The following is a 19,860-nucleotide window of genomic DNA, read 5'->3' on the forward strand; positions in this document are numbered from 1 at the left end:
TGTAGCTTGAGGTCCAGTTCAAGTTTGAGCCCCACAATTGGACGTAGTTCAGGATGCTCATTTATGCAGAGTGGTAGCGCTCGCCTGGCGCTGAGCGAGTATGGGGGCGGCGCGGCATCGAACGCCATCGCTATTATCAATTCACGGCCCTCACCACACTTACCCCCATCAACCGCGCCCAAGCCCGCGTGCTCGCGTCCTGAATCCCCGGCGCTGCGCTCCCAGGTGCAGCCCACCACGCATTGGACTGCGCCAGAATCACCGTTGGCCGCTGCCACAGCGCCTCAAGCCACGTCCACGGCTGTACTTGCTCCACGCAAATCGCGGTCCACACACGCTCTCCGTCAAGATCGAACACCCGCTGCCACCAGGCCGGGCGCAAGGTGCGCGGATTCCACGGCTGCCAGTCGCCGCCCAGCAGCAGGCCTGCAGCCTGTGCGATGGGAACCGGATCAGCGTATCCATGTTCGACCCGCACCAGGGCATCGCGCGCACCCATCTGCGCCCCGAGCAGCCAGATTTGCCCCGGCGGCACCGCCGCAGCGAACTGCGCCTTGGTGCCGTCGTACCAGTTCGGCAGGATGGCTTCAGGAAACACCAGCACGCGCGCACCAGCGCCCTGATCGAGCCCGGAGGCGATCACGGCTTGATTGTTGGCAATGTCGGCGAAGACATTGCCGTTGTCCGGCCTGATCTGCGTTTGTATGCCGACCCAGCCTTTTGGCGAAGCCGGAGTGAGCCCCACCCCAAGCCTGACTGCTGCGGCGGCATTCGCCAAGACCGCGCACACCAGCAGCGGAACGAGAACCCGGCGTGAACCATCCCAGTCGCGCAAAGCCAGCGGAAGGATGACCGCGAGAGCCAGCAGACATAGCACGCCGATCCATCCCATCCCCGGGAACAGCACGCCCGCTGCATTCATCGGCGAGAGCCAGCCGATCACGCCCAACGGGGGCAGGGCGGTCAGCAACAGCGCGGCCAACAAACCGCCGCGCCGAGGCGGCAGAGCCCACGGCAAAGACAACGCCACGGCCGCCCCTGCCCACGCAGCCCAGGCCATCAAGGCGTGATGTTCCCCCCAATAGCCCAACACCGCCGAAACGATAGGCCAGCAGCCCACCGCGTAATAGGCCAGCGCCACCCCGAACCGCCGCCGCACCGTGCCGCTTCCCGCCACCAGCAAGGGAAGACACAGCGACGCCAGCGGCCCAAGGAGGCCGGAACCACCCCACAGCCAGGCGCTGCCGGCAACCGCCGCGACGGGGATCGGCCATTCACTTGCCAGCACGCGGCGCATGGTCAGGGGCCGTCAGCTTCTGAATCATCTGCTGCTGCATCTGCACCGTCGGCTCCAACTGGCGCTTACCCCACCACGAACCGACAAACAGCGCGACGGCGATGACCACGCCCAGGAGCGCCATCGAGGCCAGAGAAATCGGCTCCCGCAAGGCGCTGGTCACCGCCTCTCTCACCGCCGTCCTGACCACCCCCTCATCCACCTTCGCGCTCACCGGCCGCGCCGCCACCTCCTGCAAGCCGCGCAAGCCGGCGATCACCGGCGTCAAATCCACAGGCGATGCCTCCGCCTTGCCCGACTCCAGTACCGCCGCCTTCACTGCAGCCAGCACATCCGCCCTCGGCGTACTGCGCGCCCAGCCCCAAGCAAACAGGGTGACGTGCGGTGCGTTGCTCGGGTCGTCCACCTCGAAGCCGGTGCGCTGCAGGATGCCCAGCAGCGAACGGACATCCTTCCACTCGTCCTCGGTCGGCAGCCGCCCGAGCACATCCATGAACACCTGTTCCGAATTGCTGTAGGCCATCACACCCCCTCCACATCGACGGACTCGATCGGCTCCAGCGCCGCCCCGGCCCGCTTGAGCCAGGACTGCAGGGCCAGCCGGTAGCCATACGGCAGCGGCCGACCGTCGATGCCCGACGCCAGCACCTCATGGAACGGACGCCGCCCGATCATCACCGCGAGCTGATCGTTCATCTCCGGCAATTGGGTCTCGGCCCAGGCGCCTTCCTCCACCAGGCGCTGCCGCAGCGGGTCGATCTGCCAGAGCACGAACTTGTCCGCCGAACCGAAGAACATGTTCTTCACCACGATGCCCGCCTCATAGCGCGCGGGCATAGTGCGCAGGCGGTAATCCAGCGCCCGGATGCTCTCCTGAGTGCGGCTGAGCAGCCACACCGGCACCGCATTGGCCTCGCGCAGCACCTCGCTCACGATGTGGATCGACCCGTCGAATGCACGGGTGCCGATCTGCGCCGGCATATTGATGATGATGCGGTACTCCGCCGTCTGGGCGGCAGCGCCGAGCATGGCCAGCTTCGTGCCCAGATCGATCCACCCGCTCTCTGTGGAAAGATCGAGCAGCGCCGTGCTGGCGATGCCGCCGCCAGGCCGCAGCCCGCCTTCGCCGCACACGTCCGGGTTGGAGAGATCGGCGTCATAGACCACCAGCCGGGGGCGCCGCTCCTCCTCTTGGGACAAGAAATGATGAACCAGCGCACGGGCGGCCAGGCTCTTGCCGACGCCGCCTTTGTCGCCATCGATGATGAACGTCTTGAGCATGATGGAAAACCTTTCAGTAAGGATCAAAAAAAGACCGGGCAGCGCCCCGGTGGCGCCCGACGGCAGTCGGGGAATCAGGCGTTGTGCTCGCCGATGAACTTGCGCCGCGCCTCGGGCGGCCCCTCCAGGTTCTTGCGCAGGATGTAGTCCGCCGCGGATTCCTCCGGCAGGCGGTCAGAGCCGTCCGCCCAATCCGGCAACTCCAGACCTTCCAGTCCGTGGGCAGCCGGCGGAGCGGTTGCGGCGGCTGGCGTGGCGACTGCTGCCTTGTGCGCTTGGACGGCCTTCTCACGGCCGATTTGTGCGTTGCCTGTGTCGCCCGGAGTTGACGCTGGCGTGTTGGTGCCGGAGCGCACCCGGCGTTGTCGTATCGTCTTCAAAGCCCGTCGCAGGTCCGCCAAAGGCACGCCAGGCATGTTCTCTTTCAGATACGCCAGCATCTCGGCAAGTGTCTCGCCACTGTCGAACAAGGTGAACAGCTCATCCTCGATCGCCAGCAGGCTGTTGAGCGCGAATTCGCGCGGATCGATGGACCGCTCGGCGCGTGCTCGCGCCTGTGCAGCCTGACGCTTGCGCCGCACGACCTCGCGCAATGCTGTTTCGGTCTGAAGCAGCTGCGAACGCGCCGCATCACGGTCGAATGCACCCGCGTCGTCTGGCGTGTCCGGTTTGTCCTCATCTTGCGTCATCGTGATTCCTCATGTGCGCGCCTTTCACAGCGCCCTGCCCTGACTCTGCAGGGTGGGGACAGTAGGTGTGCGCCCTGAAGTCAGATTGAATCCGCCCGCGTCGGCTGTGATGCCGCCGACATCCAAGCCGATCAACGTGTGCGACAAGGGAACCGCGGAGAACCGACGCCGGCGTCCGCACTGCGGCGGATCGTGTCCAGAGGGTGTCGGGGCGCAGCCCTGACCAAGCGTTTCGTGTGACATGGCGCCGCCAGGCGTGACACGCCGCGCACGCGGTGTGTCAAATGTCCCACGAAACATTACCTTGTACGGTTTTTACGCATCGAAGGTTTGGACAACTCCGGCACACGCCCGGCTCAAACCGCCTCACGACTGACCAGAGACGCGACACGCCTCGGACAGACCGTGCCGTCCCCACCGCGCAGAGTCACGGCATGGACTCTCAAGATCGCAAGCCGCACACCGTCCGTGTGCGCCTCACCGCCGCCCAACTCGCCGACCTGCGCTACCAGGCACAGGCCGCCCACAAAAGCGTGTCGGAACTCATCCGGCTGCGCGCCACCCTTCAACCCGTGATCAGCCGCGCCGACGACACCGCCGCGCAGCGCATCGACCAACTCGGACGCCTGCTCAAACACCTCTACCCCAAAGACAAAGGCTGGGCCACGGGAGACGACCGCCGCCGCTGGTGGCAACTGGTCGAAGAACTTCAGCACACCGCCGCCATTCTGAGAAGGACACCCTGATGCTTGCCAAAGTCATCACACTCAAACCGGGCGCGCCCAGTAAGGGATTCGCTCACGTCATGCGCTATGTCATGCGCGGCAATGAAGAACTGCCGCCCGGACAGACCCTGGACGGCGGCCACTTCAACATCGACGACGACCAGCTCTACTGGACGCTCGACGAACACCGTCTGGCTTACGCCGAAGACCTTGCCGGCGTCTGCGACGGCACCGCCCGGGACTGCGAACGCAAGGGCCGGTTCAAAGGCAACCCCGTCTACCACGTCGCTATCACCTGGCAGGAGGGCGAACATCCCACAGCGCAGCAGGCCGAGCACGCCTGCAAGCACGTCATGGATGCGCTGGGATTTGGTGAGCATCAGGCCGCCTGGGCCACCCACCGCGACACCGACAACGATCATGTGCACCTGGTCATCAACCGCGTGCACCCGGAAAAACTCATCGCTGTGCAGCCGCCGTTCAAGAAAGACTATTTCATTCTCGACCGCTGCATGCGCGAACTCGAACTCGAATTCGGCTATGCCCGCGCCAATGGCCCCTACATCACCCTGGACACCGACCAGGGGCCGACCATCGTGCGCATGAGCCGGGCGGAACGTCGGGAACGAGGGCTGCTGAAAGAGGAGGGGGCGAGGCCAACCGACCGTGCACGCCGCGCCGAGATCAATATGGGCGCCGACTCCTTCCAGTCCTGGGTCGCCGGCCAACCCGCCCAAGACCTGCGCTCCGCCGTGCAGACCCCTGGCGCCACCTGGGCCGATGCCCATCAAGCCCTGGCGCAGCACGGCGTCACCCTTCAAGCCAAGGGCTCCGGGCTGGTCGTCACCACCCAGCTTGACGACGGCCGCATCCTCGCCGCCAAAGCCTCCCAACTGGGTCGCTGGGCGAGCAAGGCCGAACTGGAAAAGCGCCTCGGCCCCTTCGTCGTCGCCCCGCCATCTGAAGCCGCCCAATCACTCGCTTACGCGGAGTACGTCAAGACCAGCCGCCGCCAAAGCGACAAACCGGAACGTGCGCCCCAAAACGTTTTGGCCCGCGACCCCGACCTCCGCGCCCTGCGCAGGCAAGCCCGCGCCGACGCCCGTGCGGCCCTTGCCGCCCGCTTCGAAGCCGAACAGGCTGCTGGGCGTGCGCAGCGGCCCCAACAGCGCGCCGACCTGCGCGGCCAACACCAGCGCGAACGGCAGGAACTGGCCGTGCAAACCCGCCAGGAGCGCAAGACCCTGACCGCCCAAGCCCGGCAACAGGGCCAGCCGCTGGCCGTGGTGCAATCCTTGTGGGCGCTCAAGGCAGCGCAATCGCGCGAAGCCCTGCAAAAGCGCCAGGCGGCAGAACGCAAGGCGCTCTCAGCCAAGCAGCCCAAGGCCGAAGTCTGGCGCAAATGGCTGGAGCGTGAAGCGGAGCAAGGCGACGAGGCGGCGCAGGCCGCGCTGCGCGGTATCCGCTACCGCGAGCAGCGCAACAAGAGCAAGCAGGTGGACGGCATCGAGGGTGAAGAACTCGACCCGCTGCGCAAGCTCACCCTGGCCGGACTGGATGCGCAGATTGACCGCAGGCGCCAACTCGTGCTGTACCGTGATGCACAGGGGCGGGACAAGTTCACCGACACCGGCCCGCGCATCGTGATGCACGACAAGAGCGATGACAGTCTGGAAGCGGCCCTGCGCATGGCGGCGCAGAAGTACGGCGGCAAGGTGGACATCACCGGCAGCAGTGAGTTCAGGGAACGGGCTGTGCGGCAGGCGGTGCGGCTGGGCATCGAGGTCATGGACGCCGACTTGCAGGCCGTGGTGCAGGATGAGCAACAGCGCAGGCAGCGCGCGCCCCAGTTGTCCCCAACGGCTGTGGAGAAGTCGGCTCCCGATGCGGCCAAGTCCTTGAAACCGCAGGACGCCACTGCGTTGCCCGAAATGCGGGCAGTCGATGCGGCGCTGACGGCATGGCAACAGGCCCAGACCGACGCAGCGCGCACCCGCGCTGTGCAGGACTGGATGCACAGCATGGAACGCATCGGGCACTCGGGTGGGGACGTGGCCGCGGCAAACGCGCACAGCCGCAAGGCGCTGGGCGGGCTCTACGCCGGGTTCATGCGGGTGGTTGAAGGACTGGTGAAGGAACGGCTGCGCTGAGCGTGTCAACCCAGCCGCGATCCTCGTCAATAGCATGAAATCCAGATGGGCAGCGATTCCAAAGCTAACCCAGTAACGTTGAGCATTCCGTCTGGAGCCACTTAGTCAGTTCCATCTCTGCGTCAAAAAGCTCAGCTTTATCGCTCGATATGAGTCCATAGTGGCTGCCATCAGCATCGAAGCCTAGGGGGGCGGCCAAGCGCTTTCTGTCTAGATCGTCAGTGGCGAGAACCAGCGGGCTCATTGCAACGCCGAGTCCGGCGGAAGCTGCTTCGACAATCAAGAAATGGTGATCGTAGTAACGAATCTCTAACGGGCGCGGGGCTTGTGGATGGGTTTTTAACCACTGAGACCATGCTGCTGGACGTGTCTTAGAGCCTAGCGCGACGAAGTTGCCATGGCTAAACGCCGAGACCAATTGTGGCCTCATGACCGGACCGACTTTCTCGGGGAAAAGGGGCTGGACATGCCACGAACTGGGGAGGGCAAAGTCAAGTCGGCGTATAGCCAGATTGATGCGGTCTCGATCAAACTCGACAGTTCCGCCACCTACGGACAGATGAAGGGCAATGTTGGGATGGGCGCTCTGAAACCCTGCCAATCTTGGGATCAACCAGCGCATTGCAACTGAAGGTTCGCACGAGAGAACCAAAGTGCTCTGTCGTGAATTTGCATTGCGCAGGCTTGACACTGTAGTTTCTAACTCGCCGAAGAATCTGCCAAGCGTTAGGTTGAGAGTCTGACCGGCTGCGGTCAGGCGTATGCCACGACCGCTCTTCTCAAACAGTCTGAATCCCAAGTCATCTGACAGTTTGTTGATGCGACGGCTTACCGCTCCATGGGTCAGAGCCAGGCTGTCAGCCGCCATGCGGACCGAGCCCAAGCGCGCCGCCGCTTCGAAAGCCCGCAAGTCATCCAAGGAGGGAATGTCGTTGCGATTCATTGGTGATATTTTCTCACTTATTTTGTGCAAAAACAATCGCTTTTCATTTTGGTGCCTCCTCTGGACAATTGATGCATGCACACAGATTCCAGCCACCGTGTGGCCATCCTTGCAGACGACCTCACCAGTGCGGCAGACGCAGCAGCCCCCTTCGTCGCGAGGGGACGAACAGCCATCGTCGGCAGAGGCCGGCCACCGCACCAGACGGGCGCCGTCGTCGCCGTTGATTGCGCCTCCCGATCGACCACAGCAAGGGAGGCCGCCGCTCGTGTGGCCGACCTAACCACCCAGCTGGCCGACCGCGATGTGATCTGCAAGACGGTGGACTCCACCTTGCGCGGGCACGTCATGGCCGAACTGGAGGCGTGCTTCAAAGCCAGTGGGCGCCAGACGCTCGTGTTCGCGCCCGCCTTTCCCGCAGCCGGACGCACGACCATCGGAGGCACCCAGCTCGTGGGCGGCGTCCCGGTCGCCGAGAGCGAGTATGGCCTGGACCCTGTCCACCCTGCCCGCCACTCGGCCCTCGCCGATCTCGTCCCGGCCTGCGTCAAAAACGCCGTCCTGCTTGACGCTGCGTCGCAGGAGGAACTGGACTCGCAGATCGCCGCGTTGCCCGATCCGGCGTCGATCCTGTGGGCGGGTTCGCCGGGGATGGCGTCGGCATTGGCCCGCCGTTTGGTACCCGCGGCAACGCCGGTTGCATCGCCCCCCACCATGGACGGCGACATTCTCGTTGTGGTCGGCAGTGCCAACCCGCGCAGCCTCCGGCAGGCCGAGCGCATCGCTCAGATAGGTGGCGAAATGCGTGGTCTCACACTGCTGCGTGGCCCGAGTGAGCGCGAGGACCACCCGGCCGCGGTGTTGCGCCGCATCGCCACCGAGGCGGTGCAGATGCTCCACCGGGGAAGCTTCGACGTTCTGCTCGCCAGCGGCGGCGACACGATGGAGGCCATCCTTGATCGACTGGATGTTCGAGAGTTCGAGGTCTTGCAGGAATTGGAACCGGGCTTTCCGCTCGGGCGAGCGACATGGGACAACGGTCGCGCACTCCTGCTCGCCATGAAGGCCGGCGGCTTCGGCGACGACGATGCCTTGCGTCGCGCCGTCGCGAAGTTGCGTCGATCCACCAAACCACTAGAAAAGGCTTCTGTATGACTGCAACCCTTCCAATGGCCATCACGATGGGCGACGCCTCGGGCATCGGACCGGAGATCGTGGCCAAGGCCTTGACCAGTGGCAATGAAACGGGGATCGTGTTCGGTAGCCACCTGGTGATGGCAGACATCGTGAGCCGGTTGGGACTCGGTGTCGACGTCCGGCGCATTGCGGGCCCCGAAGAGGCTCGGCACCGACCGGGCGTGATCGAAGTCGTCGAGGTCACACGGATCGTCGAGTTGCCGCCACTCGGTCGAATCAGTGCCGTTTCCGGTCAGGCGTCGTTCGACGCCGTCGTGGCGGCGATTGACGCGGCCCGGTCCGGCAAGGTTGCCGGGATCGTGACCGCGCCCATCAACAAGGAAGCCATGGCCAGTGCCGGGATACGCTATCCCGGCCACACCGAGATCCTGGCCGACCACGGGGGTGCCGTGCGCGTGGCGATGATGCTCGCCAACGACGACATCCGAACCGTGCTCGTCACCATCCACACCTCGCTGCGCAAGGCCATCGAACAGGCGGACTTCGAGGCCCAGATGAGTGCCATCCGCCTCGCGCATCAGGGCGGCAAGGCCTTGGGTTTCGCGGCACCGCGGGTGGCGGTGGCCGGGCTCAATCCGCATGCGGGCGAAGGCGGGCTCTTCGGCGACGAAGAGATCCGGATCATCGCGCCCGCCATCGAAGCCGCTCGCGCCGAGGGCATCGCCGCGAGCGGCCCTTACCCGGGCGACACGGTCTTCATGCAGGCCCGCCAGGGACGCTTCGATGTCGTCGTGGCCCAGTACCACGATCAGGGCCTGATCCCAGTGAAGTATCTCGGCCTGGAAAAGGGCGTGAACATCACGCTCGGACTTCCGTTCGTGAGAACCAGCCCGGATCACGGCACGGCGTTCGACATCGCTGGTCAGGGCATTGCCGACCCTGCCAGCCTGCAAACGGCACTCGCGTATGCGCGGCGGCTGGTGGCGACCCTAGAGGCAAACGCCATTGAAAGGACACTGTGATGGGACTTCGCTTCATCTTTATGCTCACGCGCAACGACCGAACCGTCACCGATGCCGCACAGCATCTGCAGACCGCCCTCAGCCTGGGCGTTCGCCACATCGGGTTCAAGGACATCGGGCTGCCGATCGACCAGTTGAAGGCCCTGAACAAGGCCATCCAGGCCCACGGCGTCATGTCGTACCTCGAAGTGGTGTCGCTCGACCATGACAGTGAGATTGTCTCGGCCAGGGCGGCGGTCAACATCGGCGTCGACGTTCTTCTCGGTGGCACGCGCGTCGACGATGTGTTGCCCATCCTCCAAGGTTCGGGCATTCAATACTTCCCCTTCCCGGGGCAGATTTCCGGTCACCCCAGCGTTCTGGAGGGCTCGATTGAGGAGATCGTTCAGAGTGCGAAGGTCATCACCGCACGCGAGGGCGTTCATGGCCTGGACCTGCTGGCCTACCGGTCGAAGGAAGACGTTCCCGCATTGATGAAGGCCGTCTGCGCGGCCGTGTCCAAGCCGGTTCTAGTGGCCGGTTCCATCGACGCGCCAGAGCGCATCAATGTGGTGAAAGATGCCGGCGCAGTCGGCTTCACGATCGGGACCGCCGCACTGGACGGCAGGTACCCAGCTAAGGCCCATGACCTACCCAGTCAGCTCGCGGCCATCATCCGCGACGTGGCGGTGCTTAACAAGCACCTATCGCCCATCCACAAGGAAAACCTCACTAGGGCATTCAGCGGACTATCCGAGCCGGGAGAGCTAAAAATCGCGCGGAAGACAAATAACATGCAGATCAAGCTGGTACGTTTGAAAGGCGAGTCGGCTTGGTCATTCCGCCAGCACGAGGACGAACTATTCTTCGTGCACAAGGGGTGCCTTCTCATGAAGCTCCGTGACCGTGATGAGGTCGTAGAGGAGGGCGAGTTCATCGTTGTGCCGCGTGGTGTTGAGTGTTTTCCAATAGCGCTAGGGGGTGCTTGCGAGGTACTTCTCATCGATTCGCCAGCACTGAGGCGCGTTCCCAGCAATCAATCTTGGACTGCCTGAAACATCACCCCGTGCAGGACTGGATGCAGCGTCCATGTTGCATTTCCTTCAACGACTGGGCTGACCAGTCGCTTGAACAACATTCAGAAAAGCGCTGACGGCATGCGACGCTTTTCCGACATCGGAACAAACCAAACCGAAGTGACGATAAATCGGTGACTGCAATGAAAGCACGCGCAATCCCTTTTGGTTCTCAGGCAGGGTCAGACTCGGCACGAGCGTGACGCCGACCCCTTCACGGACCAAGGCAAACGCACTCGCCCAATCCTGAACCGTGACGCGCTGGTCGGCCAGCGACAGGCCTGCGGACTCCGCCAAGCTTTTCCCATGAATCACGCATCCTCCCGTCGCAAGCACAAAAGGTTCTTCAACGAGCTCGCCGAGATTCACAGTGCTATCAGGACTACGCAAAGCCAGAGGATGCCGCACAGGGACAACCGCCACCCATTCATCATGCCCCAGCGGCACGGCGTTGCGCTCGGGTAAGGGGTTCATGACGACACCCAGGTCGATTGTGTTGTTGGTGAGCCAGGCTTCGACCTCGTCGTCGCTGGCTTCCAAGGCAACCACCTTGATGCCTGGGTGCAGTCGGCGGAAAGTCCGCAGCAACGGCGGCAGCAGGGCGACAAACACGGACGGGAAACTCGCCAGCGTGATTCGCCCCCGCTGCAAGCCCTTCGCTTCGTCGGCCAGGGCCTGGATCGCATCGAGCTCGGCCAGCATCTTGCGTGCCCGCGCGATGACCTGCTCGCCTACGGCTGTCGGCACCGTGTGCCTGCGATCTCGAACCAGCAGCGAAACCCCGAGCAGCTCTTCCAGCCGCGCAATCGCCTGGCTCGCTCCCGATTGGGTCACACCGAAATTCGCCGCCGCCTTGGAAATGCCGCCCGACTCGGCGATCGCGATGAGCAGTCGCCAGTGCATGAGGTTCATCATATTCAGTAGCTCAACTGATGCAATGGATCTACAAGTTTAATTTTACTTCTGCTAAATCGCTGAGCAAAATGGACTCATCGCCCCCCCACTTGGTGCTGGTCATGTCCATCGAAGTCAAATCCACCCTCGCTGCACCGAAGCGCATCGGTGGGATGCAGTCGCCAGCATTCGTTCTTACTGCCGTCGGCATCAGTTCGTTCATGGTGACGCTGGATGTGACGGCGGTCAACGTGGCTTTGCCGAGCATCGGGGACATGTTTGGCCTTCCCCTATCCGCGCTGCAGTGGGTTGCCAGTGCCTACACGCTGGTCTTCGCCAGCCTGCTCCTCAGTGCCGGCGCTTCCAGCGACCGGTGGGGCGCGCGCCCGGTGTTCCTGGGCGCCCTGACGTTCTTCACCCTGGCGTCGGCAGCCTGCGGCCTGGCCCATAGCGTGACCGAGCTGATCGCGGCCCGAGCCGTGCAAGGCCTTGGCGCAGCGGCGATCCTGCCCAGCTCCATGGCTCTATTGACCAACGCCTTTCCGCAGGCCAGTCAGCGGGCGCGGGCGGTGGCCGTCTGGAGCGGGATCTCGGCGACCGCGTTGGTGGCGGGGCCACTGATCGGCGGGTTGCTGGTCCAGACCCTCGGCTGGCGGTCCATCTTCTTCGTGAACGTTCCGGTCTGCCTGGTGGTCCTCTCCATCGCCGCCATCTCCGCCGGTCAGCCAGCGACCCATCGGCGCGCCTTCGACCCTGTTGGTCAGGTCCTTGCGGTCATGGCTCTGTTCACCATCACCTTCTCGGCCATCGAGGTCCGTCAATACGGCTGGACGTCGCCCGCCATCGTCGGTGCGCTGGCCATCGGTGTGGCCGCAAGCTTGCTGTTTCTTGCGGTCGAACATCGTCGGCGGGAGCCGATGCTGCCACTCAGCCTGTTCCGGTCGGGCACCTTTTCCGCGTCGGTAGGCGCGGCGTTTCTCTACAACCTCTCGTATTACGGCGCGCTGTTCGTCCTGCCCGTGGCGCTGCAGGCGCAGGGCTACTCGCCGCTATCGGTGGGCGTCCTGCTGATCCCGATGACTCTATCCACCGCCGTGTTCGCCACGGCTTCGGGCTGGATCGTCAACGCCATCGGTGCTCGCTCGCTGGCGGCGTTAGGGATGCTGGCCGGCGTGCTCGGCGCGGCGATTTTGGCAGTCTTCGGCTTTACGTTCTCGAGCATGAGCGTCGGTGGATTGCTCATCGGCATGGGCGGCGGCACGCTACCCCTGATCGTCGCGGCGGCCCTCTCGAGCCTGCCTCCCGAGCGAGTCGGCGTGGGCTCCGGAGTATTGAACGCCGCACGTCAGAGCGGGGGCGCCATGGGCATCGCCGTCCTCGGAGCATTGCTGCAGGGTGCCACCCTGAAAGCCGGTCTGGCGTTGACGATGATCGCCGCCGTCTTTCTGGCTGGCGCCGTCCTCACCTTTTTCTTCATGCGAGAGGAGCCCCGCCCAAAGTGAACCGCTGACTGCCTTGCCGCTTCCGCAAGCCAAGCTCATGACGCGCAAAGGCACCATCTGTTGTGATTGGTACCGTTCTACAGCGATGGTCGCAGATTGCGGCGCAACCGTCAGTCCGCAGTTACCAAATGACGGCTATCCCTACAACCCGGCACTCTCGCCACGGAGTTCACTGAGTTCGACATATGTGGGTTTGGAGTGGCTCAGGAATCCGAAGACCATCGCAGCAGAAAGCAAGCTGATGGCGGCCAGCACGTAGAGCAGGAGATGAAATGCGTCTGCGTAACTGTGCATGAGCCCGATATGCGTCGCGTTTGGCAGCAACTGCAGCGCGCGGGACATGTCGCCCATAGCTAGGCGATTGGCCGCGGCGCTCAATGTGGCACTGCTCACGCTGGCAGGTTCGCTGCTTGCCAAGCTCGCTTGGACCATCCCGCCGAGCAGCGCCGTCACGATGGCGAGCGCAATGCCCTCTCCGGCAACGCGCGTTGTGTTGAAGATGCCGGTCGCCATGCCCGCCCGCTCCTTGGGAACGACGCTGACTGCAAGACCATCCATCAAGCCCCACGGCAGGCTCACGCCGGTGCCAATGAGGATCATGGCCAAGATGGTCTGATCCGGCAGTTGCCCAGGAGGACACTGGGCCAGCCACACATTGCCGCAGGCGCACAGCAGAAGCCCGACGCCGGAGATGAGACCAGGCGAAAGCCACCGAGTCAGCATCCCGGCAACGAAGGGAATGACAAGCATCGGTGCCGACAGCGCGAACATTATTTGCCCCGCTGTCATCGCGTCCAGCCCCTCAATCCCGATAAAGCGCTGAGGCAGAAGCACCAGCAGGACGACGTAGGCATACGCAGGCGCTGCCGCCAGGAACTGGACGCCGATGAAACGCGGGTAGCGAAACAGGGACAAGTCGAGCATCGGCCGTTTGGATCGCCGCTCGACAATCACGAAGGTGGCCATGATCAGACTGGATGTTGCGAGCAGGGCCAGCACGGGTGCGCTCAACCATCCGTTTTCCGGCACGAGGAGGACCGCAACGGTGAAAAACGTCAAAGCACCGGTGAATGTTGCCGCGCCCAGCCAATCGAATCCTGTCGCACCTGGGTCGCGCGTTTCGCGGATGCACCATCCACCTAACGCGAAGGCGAGCAGCGTGATCGCCGTCACACTCAGGAAGACAGAACGCCAGCCGAAATGCTCAATCAAAAATCCGGCGACGACCGGGCCGCAGGCCAGGCCGACGCCAAACGTGGTCCCCAGCAGACTGAACGCACGGGTGCGCGCGTTGCCTTCGAACTCCTGGGCCAATGCCGCGGCGCCCGACGACAGCGCCGCGGCGCTGGCGACTCCTTGCAGCGCCCGTAAAGTATCCAGCCAGAGCATGCTAGTGGCGTGCATCGCGATCAGTGACAAGATTGCGAATCCCATCGTTCCGAGCATGAACAGCCGCTTGCGTCCATAGCGATCGGCGAGAGAGCCGCCAATCATGAGACTGCTACCGAACGCTAGCATGAACGCGTTCGTCACCCAGCTAAGTTCGATGGGGGTTCCGCCCAAACCTTGCGCGATAGCAGGCAATGCAACTGCCGGGCCAGTGAAGCTGACGGGCATCGAGAGTCCGGAAAGGCAAATGGCACCCAGGACCAACAGCTTCTGCGTTCCGTTGTAAGTTCCACATTCGTCCATGCTCATACAGAAATCCTCTAGTCAAATGCTGGTGAAGGGCATGGTCCCGAATAGGCGTACCACACTTCGCATTGAGGGTGATGCTAGGCAGAGGGCGTCTTGAGATAAATGGCTTTGCTATCCGAACAATGTGGATGAAAATTCCGCAATGCCGGTAAGACGCGTTACGCGATTTGCACTATGGACAATTTGAGTGGGCTGGCCGCTTTCGTGCGGGCTGCCGAAACGCTGAGCTTCGTTGCCGCAGGCCGCGATCTCGGGCTTTCCGCTTCAGCTGTCGGCAAGAGCATCGCCCGCCTCGAAAAGCATTTGGGTGTCAGGCTTTTCCATCGCACCACACGTCAGATCAGCCTGACCGACGAGGGCATGACGTTTTTCGTGCGTTGCCGCAGTGCACTGCAAGAGATCGAGGACGCCGAGGCAGAGCTTTCGAAGGCAAATGGGACACCGCGCGGCAGGCTGAAGATCAGTTTGCCCACCATTGGTTACCGCCTTCTCTTACCCGTCATCCCACAATTTCGCCATGCATACCCCGAAATTGACCTGGAATTCGATTTCAGCGACCGCTTGGTCGATGTGATCAACGAGGGCTTCGACGCTGTGATCCGCAGTGGCCCTTTGTCCGACTCCACCCTTACGGCGAAACCTCTCTGCCCCTATCGGTTCATCGTGTGCGCATCGCCCGCCTACTTTGTTCAATATGGGGCGCTTGGCGATGCCCGTGACCTAGCGAATCACGTGTGTTTGCGATTCAAGTATCCGTCGAGCGGCAAGCTCCAGGAGTGGCTACTCAATGGCGTGTCGGTATTGCAAGGCCGGAGCGCCTCTGTTCGATCGCAGCAGCTCGTCTTTAACAATACTGAAGCCGTGCTGTCGGCCGCGCTGCAAGGACTTGGTATTGCCTACGTTCCAGACTTCGTCGCGCGTGAACCGCTGGCCGAGGGGAAGTTGCTCCCTGTGCTCGAGAGTGCGAGCACCCGTCAAGGCATGTTTCAGATTCTCTGGGCGACGAATCGGCACATGGTTCCGAGGCTGCGCGTATTCATAGACTTTCTGGGGCAGCATCTACACCGCGAGTGAACAGTCGCCGGGTTTGATGGAGGTCCCACTGGCGTGCCTGCGGGAAAAGTCTTCCTGAGCTGCTCCACCCTGGCTGGGAGGCGACCTTGCAGGGACTCGCAACACGCGCGCTGGTTCACCCCTTCCGTCCCCACCCCGCAGAGTCAGGGCAGGGCGCCAACGTTTGGCGCCGCAACCCTGGAGCAGTCATGGCAATCCCCGGAAAACTCTACGTCGTCGGCTTTGGCGGAAAGGACTATCTCGTGCGCGCATTCACCCAGCGCGGCGCGGCCAAAGGTCTGATCCGATCCCTCACCGACTCCGCCCTTGAACACACTCGCCCGGCCAGCCAGGACGACATCCTGGAACTGGCCGGCAACGGCGTGCGCCCCATCGACGTGACGGCTGCTGAGCCCGAAGATCAGCCCGGTGCCGAGGAGCAGGAGTGAGCGCGCAGCAGCTCACCCACGCCCGCCAGTCCGAAGCCCTGCGCCGGGCCATGGGCGCGGAAATCCTCACCCCGCTCGAAGACCCCCAGGTCGTCGAAATCATGCTCAACCCCGACGGCACACTCTGGGTGGATCGACTGGGCGAGGGCATGCACCAGACCGGCCACATCGACGCCGTGCGGGCGCTGACCATCGTCAACACCGTGGCGGCCATGCTCGATACCGTGGTGACGCCGCAGCAGCCCATCCTCGAATGCGAACTGCCGCTGGACGGCAGCCGCTTCGAAGCGCTCATCCCGCCGCTGGTCGAACGTGCCAGCTTCGCCCTGCGCAAGAAGGCGACCCTGGTCTTCACCCTGGATGACTATGTAGAAAAAGGCATCATGACCCCGGCGCAGAAGCAGGCCGTCGAACAGGCGGTGGCGAACCGACACAATGTGCTGGTGTGCGGCGGCACCGGCACGGGCAAGACGACGCTAGCCAACGCCATCCTCGACGCCGTGGCCCGGCTCGATGGCGAACACCGCATCGTGGTGATCGAAGACACCCGCGAACTGCAGGTCAATGCCGAAAACGTCGTCTTCCTGCGCACCAGCGACAACACCGACATGACGCGGTTGCTGCGCGCCACCATGCGCCTGCGGCCAGACAGGATCGTCGTCGGCGAAGTGCGCGACGGCAGCGCCCTGGCCTTGCTCAAAGCCTGGAACACCGGTCACCCTGGCGGCGTCGGCACGGTGCATGCGAATGACGCCAGCGCCGCGCTGATCCGCATCGGGCAGCTCATCCAGGAGGCAGGCGTCCCACCCAACCCCGAACTCATCGCCGAAGCGGTGAATGTGGTCGTGTCCATCAAGCGCACCGCCGACGGACGCCGCGTCGAAGAGGTTGTGGCGGTGCGCGGCTGGTCGGACATCGGCGGGTTCCGCGTCGAGCGCGCAGCGTGATGCCGGCGTATTCCAGTACAAACCCACCAGTCGTTTTGATCCAAAGCCGCCACTGGCACAACGTGTCGGCAGCCCTATGCAAAACTCACCTGGATGTGACACGCAGCGGCCGGTACTCGGCCAAAGCGGGCACCGGGCGGTGCCTGTGGATGCGACGGCAACGGTGTGGTCAGCGGTCGCCGGGAGCATCGGACTCGTGACCTCCCGCCTTCGGCACCATCGAACCTGCGCCTTCGACGGGGTGCAGACTTTCGACCTCAGCCTCCGAACCGATCACACCAAACACAGGCATTCTGGTTCACAATCTAGGCATCGATCGACACGGCACCTTCAATCTGAAAGCGATGGTGCGGGTACGGGTTGCGCCCCCACTTACTCTTGATGCCGGGGTTTATGGCGTGACAAAAAGTGCCACCGGGTTTCCTGGTTTTTTATCTTTGCATGCAGACGAGGGACAAGCTGGCAAACCTATGATGCACTTGCGGTTTCTGAAGACTCGCGTGGCAAGAATATTCCGAGCCGTCCAGATTATCCGGCATGATCTGCGAGAAAAATTACGTTAAACTAATTCTTATGAAACGCCACTTCTGGAAATCCTCGCTCAGTGATAAATCATGCCCCGCATGGAATTGCATTGCTTGCGCCCCTGGAATCCTTAGGCTTCAATCAGACCTTTTCAAGTACGAAGAGACACGTGAATCTAAGCAATCTCGCGGGGATGAAGCATTCGACGCAAGCTGGATTGAGTACTCTTTTACAGCTTGGGCGAAATGCGACAACGAGAAATGTGGTCAGCAATATGCTATTTCAGGCAGTGGTGGCGTGGAGCCACGGTACACAGCAGAGGATGACTGGGACTACTTCGATTGCTTTGAACCAACATCTATTCATCCAACTCTGCCAATCATCAATGTACCAAAAAAGTCACCCACCGATGTGAAAGACGCACTAAGCGAAGCATTTAAGCTTTATTGGGCAAGTACAGAGGCATGCGCAGGACGAATAAGGGTGGCGGTTGAGCACCTACTTACGCACGTGGGGGTGCCGCGGGAAAAAACTGATGAATCTGGCAAGCAAATCAAATATAACCTTCACACCCGGATAGAATCATACGCAAAGACAGAGCCAAAGTTGGGCGCGCAGCTAATGGCCATAAAGTGGATTGGTAATACCGCCAGCCACCGGGGAGGAATTTCAAAGACCGATCTACTTGACACATTCGAGGTGCTCGAGTACGTTCTTTCAGAAATTATTATGGGAAACTCAAAGCGCATCGAAGAACTGGCGAGGAAGCTGGCTGAAAAACACAGTCAACAAGGAAGTTAATCATGTGGCCACCAGTGCCTAACTGGGCGCTCGAGGGGAAGCCCTTGTAGTACCTGCTAATGACAAATGCGCAGCGCAACTCGGCCCGCGTTCCCATGTACTTTGTATTCGGCGCGAAAGATGAAATCTCAGATGTTACAGCCTTCAACGATCTGCTCAGAAATGGTTCCGCTATCCATGAGGCAGCTCATAAGCAAGCGCTAATCTATTTAAATCGTCTTAGTGATCCAGAATCTGCGGAGTTTCATCACCCACCATGGCTATAGCCGCGAGATATAAGCCTGCGACCCACAGGGCCTGCGCGACAAGGCCGCGCAGCGCAGGTGACCTTGAATGTTAGGCATCAATATATGGACATACTGACATTCGTCGCGAAGTTGATCGAGTTCACGGCGTGGCCAATTGCGACTGTTGCATTAGTGGCGATGCTGCGCTCCGAAATAAGGTCGTTGCTGCCACACGTCAAGAAGCTGAAAGCTGGACCATTAGAGGCCGAGTTCGAGCGGGAGGTCAAAGAACTGGAAGCCATGGCAAAGGCGCAACCACAACTGATCCCGTCACCAGAGGGGCTCACACCTGAACGGCATATGTTGCTGCAGTTGGTGGAAGTTAATCCGCGTTCTGCCGTCCTTGAAGCGTGGCGGGGCATCGAAGAGTCAGCTATTAGAGTTGTACGGAACAAAGCGCTCTACGTTCCGGAGCGCGAAGCACATTCTCCTTTTGCCGTTATTCGTGCACTAAACAAGGAAAACATCCTCTCTGCCGAAGAGGTGTCGCTCTATCACGATCTCCGGACGCTCAGAAATCAGGCTGCTCACGTAGAAGACTTTTCGCCAACCGCAGATGCTGCGCTCAGTTATATCGAGCTGGCGAGCGGTTTGCGGCGCGCACTGGAGGCAGCGGCCGAGTGACGGCTGACCCACCATTTGAGCCGACCGCCGCAAGCGTCGCCGGCTCAATTTCACAGTAGAGTGCACATGCCAGCGAATCCTTACGCCCGCGATCTCCGAAAGGTCTCCGATCCGCTCAAGGACGAGACGCGAAAGGTACGCAAGACGCTGCTCGTTTGGTGTCTCGCCGCAGCAGCTATCACCCTTGGCCACCTGTTTCCTTCCGAGATCGCAGCCCTAGGAATGAAGGTTACGCCAGCAAATCACGCTGCGCTTTTGCTGTTGATGGCCGCGATCATCACCTACCATCTGCTCGCCTTTCTTGTTTACGCGTCCGCTGACTTTGCGTATTGGTATGTCAACCATAGAAGCACGGAGTGGGAAGACGACTCGGCTAACTATGAGGTCTATAAGGCTGAGCTTCTCTCCAAAGCAAAGCTATCTGAAGAAGACCGACAGTTCATGGAAGAGCATGAACGCAGGCTCGGTTCTCAATGGCGTGGCGAACCGGTCCGCATCTACATGCGAGTTCAAACCGCCATCCCGTATCTCTCGGTCGCACGTGCGCTCGTAGACTTTCTTCTTCCAGTCTTGGCCGGCGGCGCTGCCCTGTATCTACTTGTGGTGGCGGCTCGAGGTGCGCTCTAGCCCTTCCGGAAGCAACAGCGCACGTTCGGGGTGCGCACAACGCAAAAGTCCGCTATCAAGCCCTGAGCAGGCGTATCCGCGCAATGGTCTGATCGACCGCTCAGGCCGACCTCCGGTCACCCGTCCAACGTCGGCACCTCGGCCATGACCTAAG

19 protein-coding genes are annotated in these 19,860 nt (G+C 62.1%); 12 read left to right on the forward strand and 7 right to left on the reverse strand.

What is annotated here, in order from left to right; translation table 11 throughout:
* Positions 1–136: 136 nt before the first annotated feature.
* From THIX_RS22525 to THIX_RS22540, 4 genes are all read right to left on the reverse strand, one after another.
* Positions 137–1,297 (reverse strand): conjugal transfer protein TraB, encoded by a 1,161-nt coding sequence (locus tag THIX_RS22525; RefSeq protein ID WP_112487974.1) that lies wholly within the window; start codon positions 1,295–1,297, stop codon positions 137–139.
* Positions 1,275–1,823 carry a hypothetical protein gene (locus THIX_RS22530; protein WP_146748664.1) on the reverse strand — a complete coding sequence of 183 codons (549 nt, stop codon included), beginning with the start codon at positions 1,821–1,823 and terminating at the stop codon, positions 1,275–1,277. Before THIX_RS22530 ends, THIX_RS22525 begins: the two co-directional genes overlap by 23 nt.
* Complete coding sequence (locus tag THIX_RS22535) at positions 1,820–2,578, reverse strand: hypothetical protein (protein WP_112487976.1); 759 nt, start codon at positions 2,576–2,578, stop codon at positions 1,820–1,822. Before THIX_RS22535 ends, THIX_RS22530 begins: the two co-directional genes overlap by 4 nt.
* A 74-nt stretch (positions 2,579–2,652) precedes the next feature.
* Entirely contained in the window at positions 2,653–3,267 is a 615-nt protein-coding gene (locus THIX_RS22540) for a hypothetical protein (protein WP_112487977.1), read from the reverse strand.
* Between the two features lie 434 nt (positions 3,268–3,701).
* On the opposite strand from THIX_RS22540, the gene THIX_RS22545 reads away from it, so the two are divergent.
* Positions 3,702–4,013, forward strand: a complete 312-nt coding sequence (locus THIX_RS22545) for a Mobilization protein mobB (protein ID WP_112487978.1) — start codon at positions 3,702–3,704, stop codon at positions 4,011–4,013.
* The gene (gene traI / locus THIX_RS22550) at positions 4,013–6,142 is read left to right on the forward strand and encodes a TraI/MobA(P) family conjugative relaxase (RefSeq protein WP_112487979.1); all 2,130 of its coding nucleotides are present in this window, start codon (positions 4,013–4,015) and stop codon (positions 6,140–6,142) included. Before THIX_RS22545 ends, traI begins: the two co-directional genes overlap by 1 nt.
* Positions 6,143–6,206: 64 nt before the next feature.
* Here the strand turns inward: traI and THIX_RS22555 are convergent, their stop codons facing one another.
* Positions 6,207–7,085, reverse strand: coding sequence for a LysR family transcriptional regulator (locus THIX_RS22555; protein ID WP_112487980.1), 879 nt, complete (start codon positions 7,083–7,085; stop codon positions 6,207–6,209).
* Between the two features lie 75 nt (positions 7,086–7,160).
* Here THIX_RS22555 and THIX_RS22560 point away from each other — a divergent pair, with 75 nt between their 5' ends.
* Genes THIX_RS22560 through THIX_RS22570 form a run of 3 tightly spaced genes read left to right on the forward strand, consistent with a single transcriptional unit; the run spans position 7,161 to position 10,278 of the window.
* Complete coding sequence (locus THIX_RS22560) at positions 7,161–8,240, forward strand: four-carbon acid sugar kinase family protein (RefSeq protein WP_112487981.1); 1,080 nt, start codon at positions 7,161–7,163, stop codon at positions 8,238–8,240.
* Positions 8,237–9,244, forward strand: coding sequence for a 4-hydroxythreonine-4-phosphate dehydrogenase PdxA (gene pdxA / locus THIX_RS22565; RefSeq protein ID WP_112487982.1), 1,008 nt, complete (start codon positions 8,237–8,239; stop codon positions 9,242–9,244). Before THIX_RS22560 ends, pdxA begins: the two co-directional genes overlap by 4 nt.
* Positions 9,244–10,278, forward strand: a complete 1,035-nt coding sequence (locus tag THIX_RS22570; RefSeq protein ID WP_112487983.1) for a cupin — start codon at positions 9,244–9,246, stop codon at positions 10,276–10,278. Before pdxA ends, THIX_RS22570 begins: the two co-directional genes overlap by 1 nt.
* Before the next feature lie 48 nt (positions 10,279–10,326).
* Here the strand turns inward: THIX_RS22570 and THIX_RS22575 are convergent, their stop codons facing one another.
* Complete coding sequence (locus tag THIX_RS22575) at positions 10,327–11,214, reverse strand: LysR family transcriptional regulator (RefSeq protein ID WP_112487984.1); 888 nt, start codon at positions 11,212–11,214, stop codon at positions 10,327–10,329.
* Between the two features lie 101 nt (positions 11,215–11,315).
* Here THIX_RS22575 and THIX_RS22580 point away from each other — a divergent pair, with 101 nt between their 5' ends.
* Complete coding sequence (locus THIX_RS22580) at positions 11,316–12,695, forward strand: MFS transporter (RefSeq protein ID WP_158540987.1); 1,380 nt, start codon at positions 11,316–11,318, stop codon at positions 12,693–12,695.
* 141 nt (positions 12,696–12,836) lie between these two features.
* Here the strand turns inward: THIX_RS22580 and THIX_RS22585 are convergent, their stop codons facing one another.
* Complete coding sequence (locus THIX_RS22585) at positions 12,837–14,393, reverse strand: MFS transporter (protein WP_112487986.1); 1,557 nt, start codon at positions 14,391–14,393, stop codon at positions 12,837–12,839.
* Between the two features lie 174 nt (positions 14,394–14,567).
* On the opposite strand from THIX_RS22585, the gene THIX_RS22590 reads away from it, so the two are divergent.
* The 6 genes from THIX_RS22590 to THIX_RS22615 all read left to right on the forward strand — a co-directional run bounded on the left by THIX_RS22590 (position 14,568) and on the right by THIX_RS22615 (position 19,706).
* Positions 14,568–15,467, forward strand: a complete 900-nt coding sequence (locus THIX_RS22590; RefSeq protein WP_112487987.1) for a LysR family transcriptional regulator — start codon at positions 14,568–14,570, stop codon at positions 15,465–15,467.
* Between the two features lie 188 nt (positions 15,468–15,655).
* A complete protein-coding gene (locus THIX_RS22595) occupies positions 15,656–15,895 on the forward strand; it encodes a hypothetical protein (protein WP_112487988.1) in 240 nt (79 codons plus the stop codon).
* On the forward strand, positions 15,892–16,842 hold the full coding sequence (gene trbB, locus THIX_RS22600) for a P-type conjugative transfer ATPase TrbB (protein WP_112487989.1): 951 nt from the start codon (positions 15,892–15,894) through the stop codon (positions 16,840–16,842). Before THIX_RS22595 ends, trbB begins: the two co-directional genes overlap by 4 nt.
* Positions 16,843–17,415: 573 nt before the next feature.
* The gene (locus tag THIX_RS22605) at positions 17,416–18,168 is read left to right on the forward strand and encodes a DUF4145 domain-containing protein (RefSeq protein WP_158540988.1); all 753 of its coding nucleotides are present in this window, start codon (positions 17,416–17,418) and stop codon (positions 18,166–18,168) included.
* Positions 18,169–18,518: 350 nt separating this feature from the next.
* Positions 18,519–19,079, forward strand: a complete 561-nt coding sequence (locus THIX_RS22610) for a hypothetical protein (RefSeq protein WP_112487991.1) — start codon at positions 18,519–18,521, stop codon at positions 19,077–19,079.
* Between the two features lie 66 nt (positions 19,080–19,145).
* Positions 19,146–19,706 (forward strand): hypothetical protein, encoded by a 561-nt coding sequence (locus tag THIX_RS22615; protein WP_112487992.1) that lies wholly within the window; start codon positions 19,146–19,148, stop codon positions 19,704–19,706.
* Positions 19,707–19,860: the final 154 nt, after the last annotated feature.

It is taken from the genome of Thiomonas sp. X19 (genome assembly GCF_900089495.1).
GTDB lineage: Bacteria > Pseudomonadota > Gammaproteobacteria > Burkholderiales > Burkholderiaceae_C > Thiomonas_A.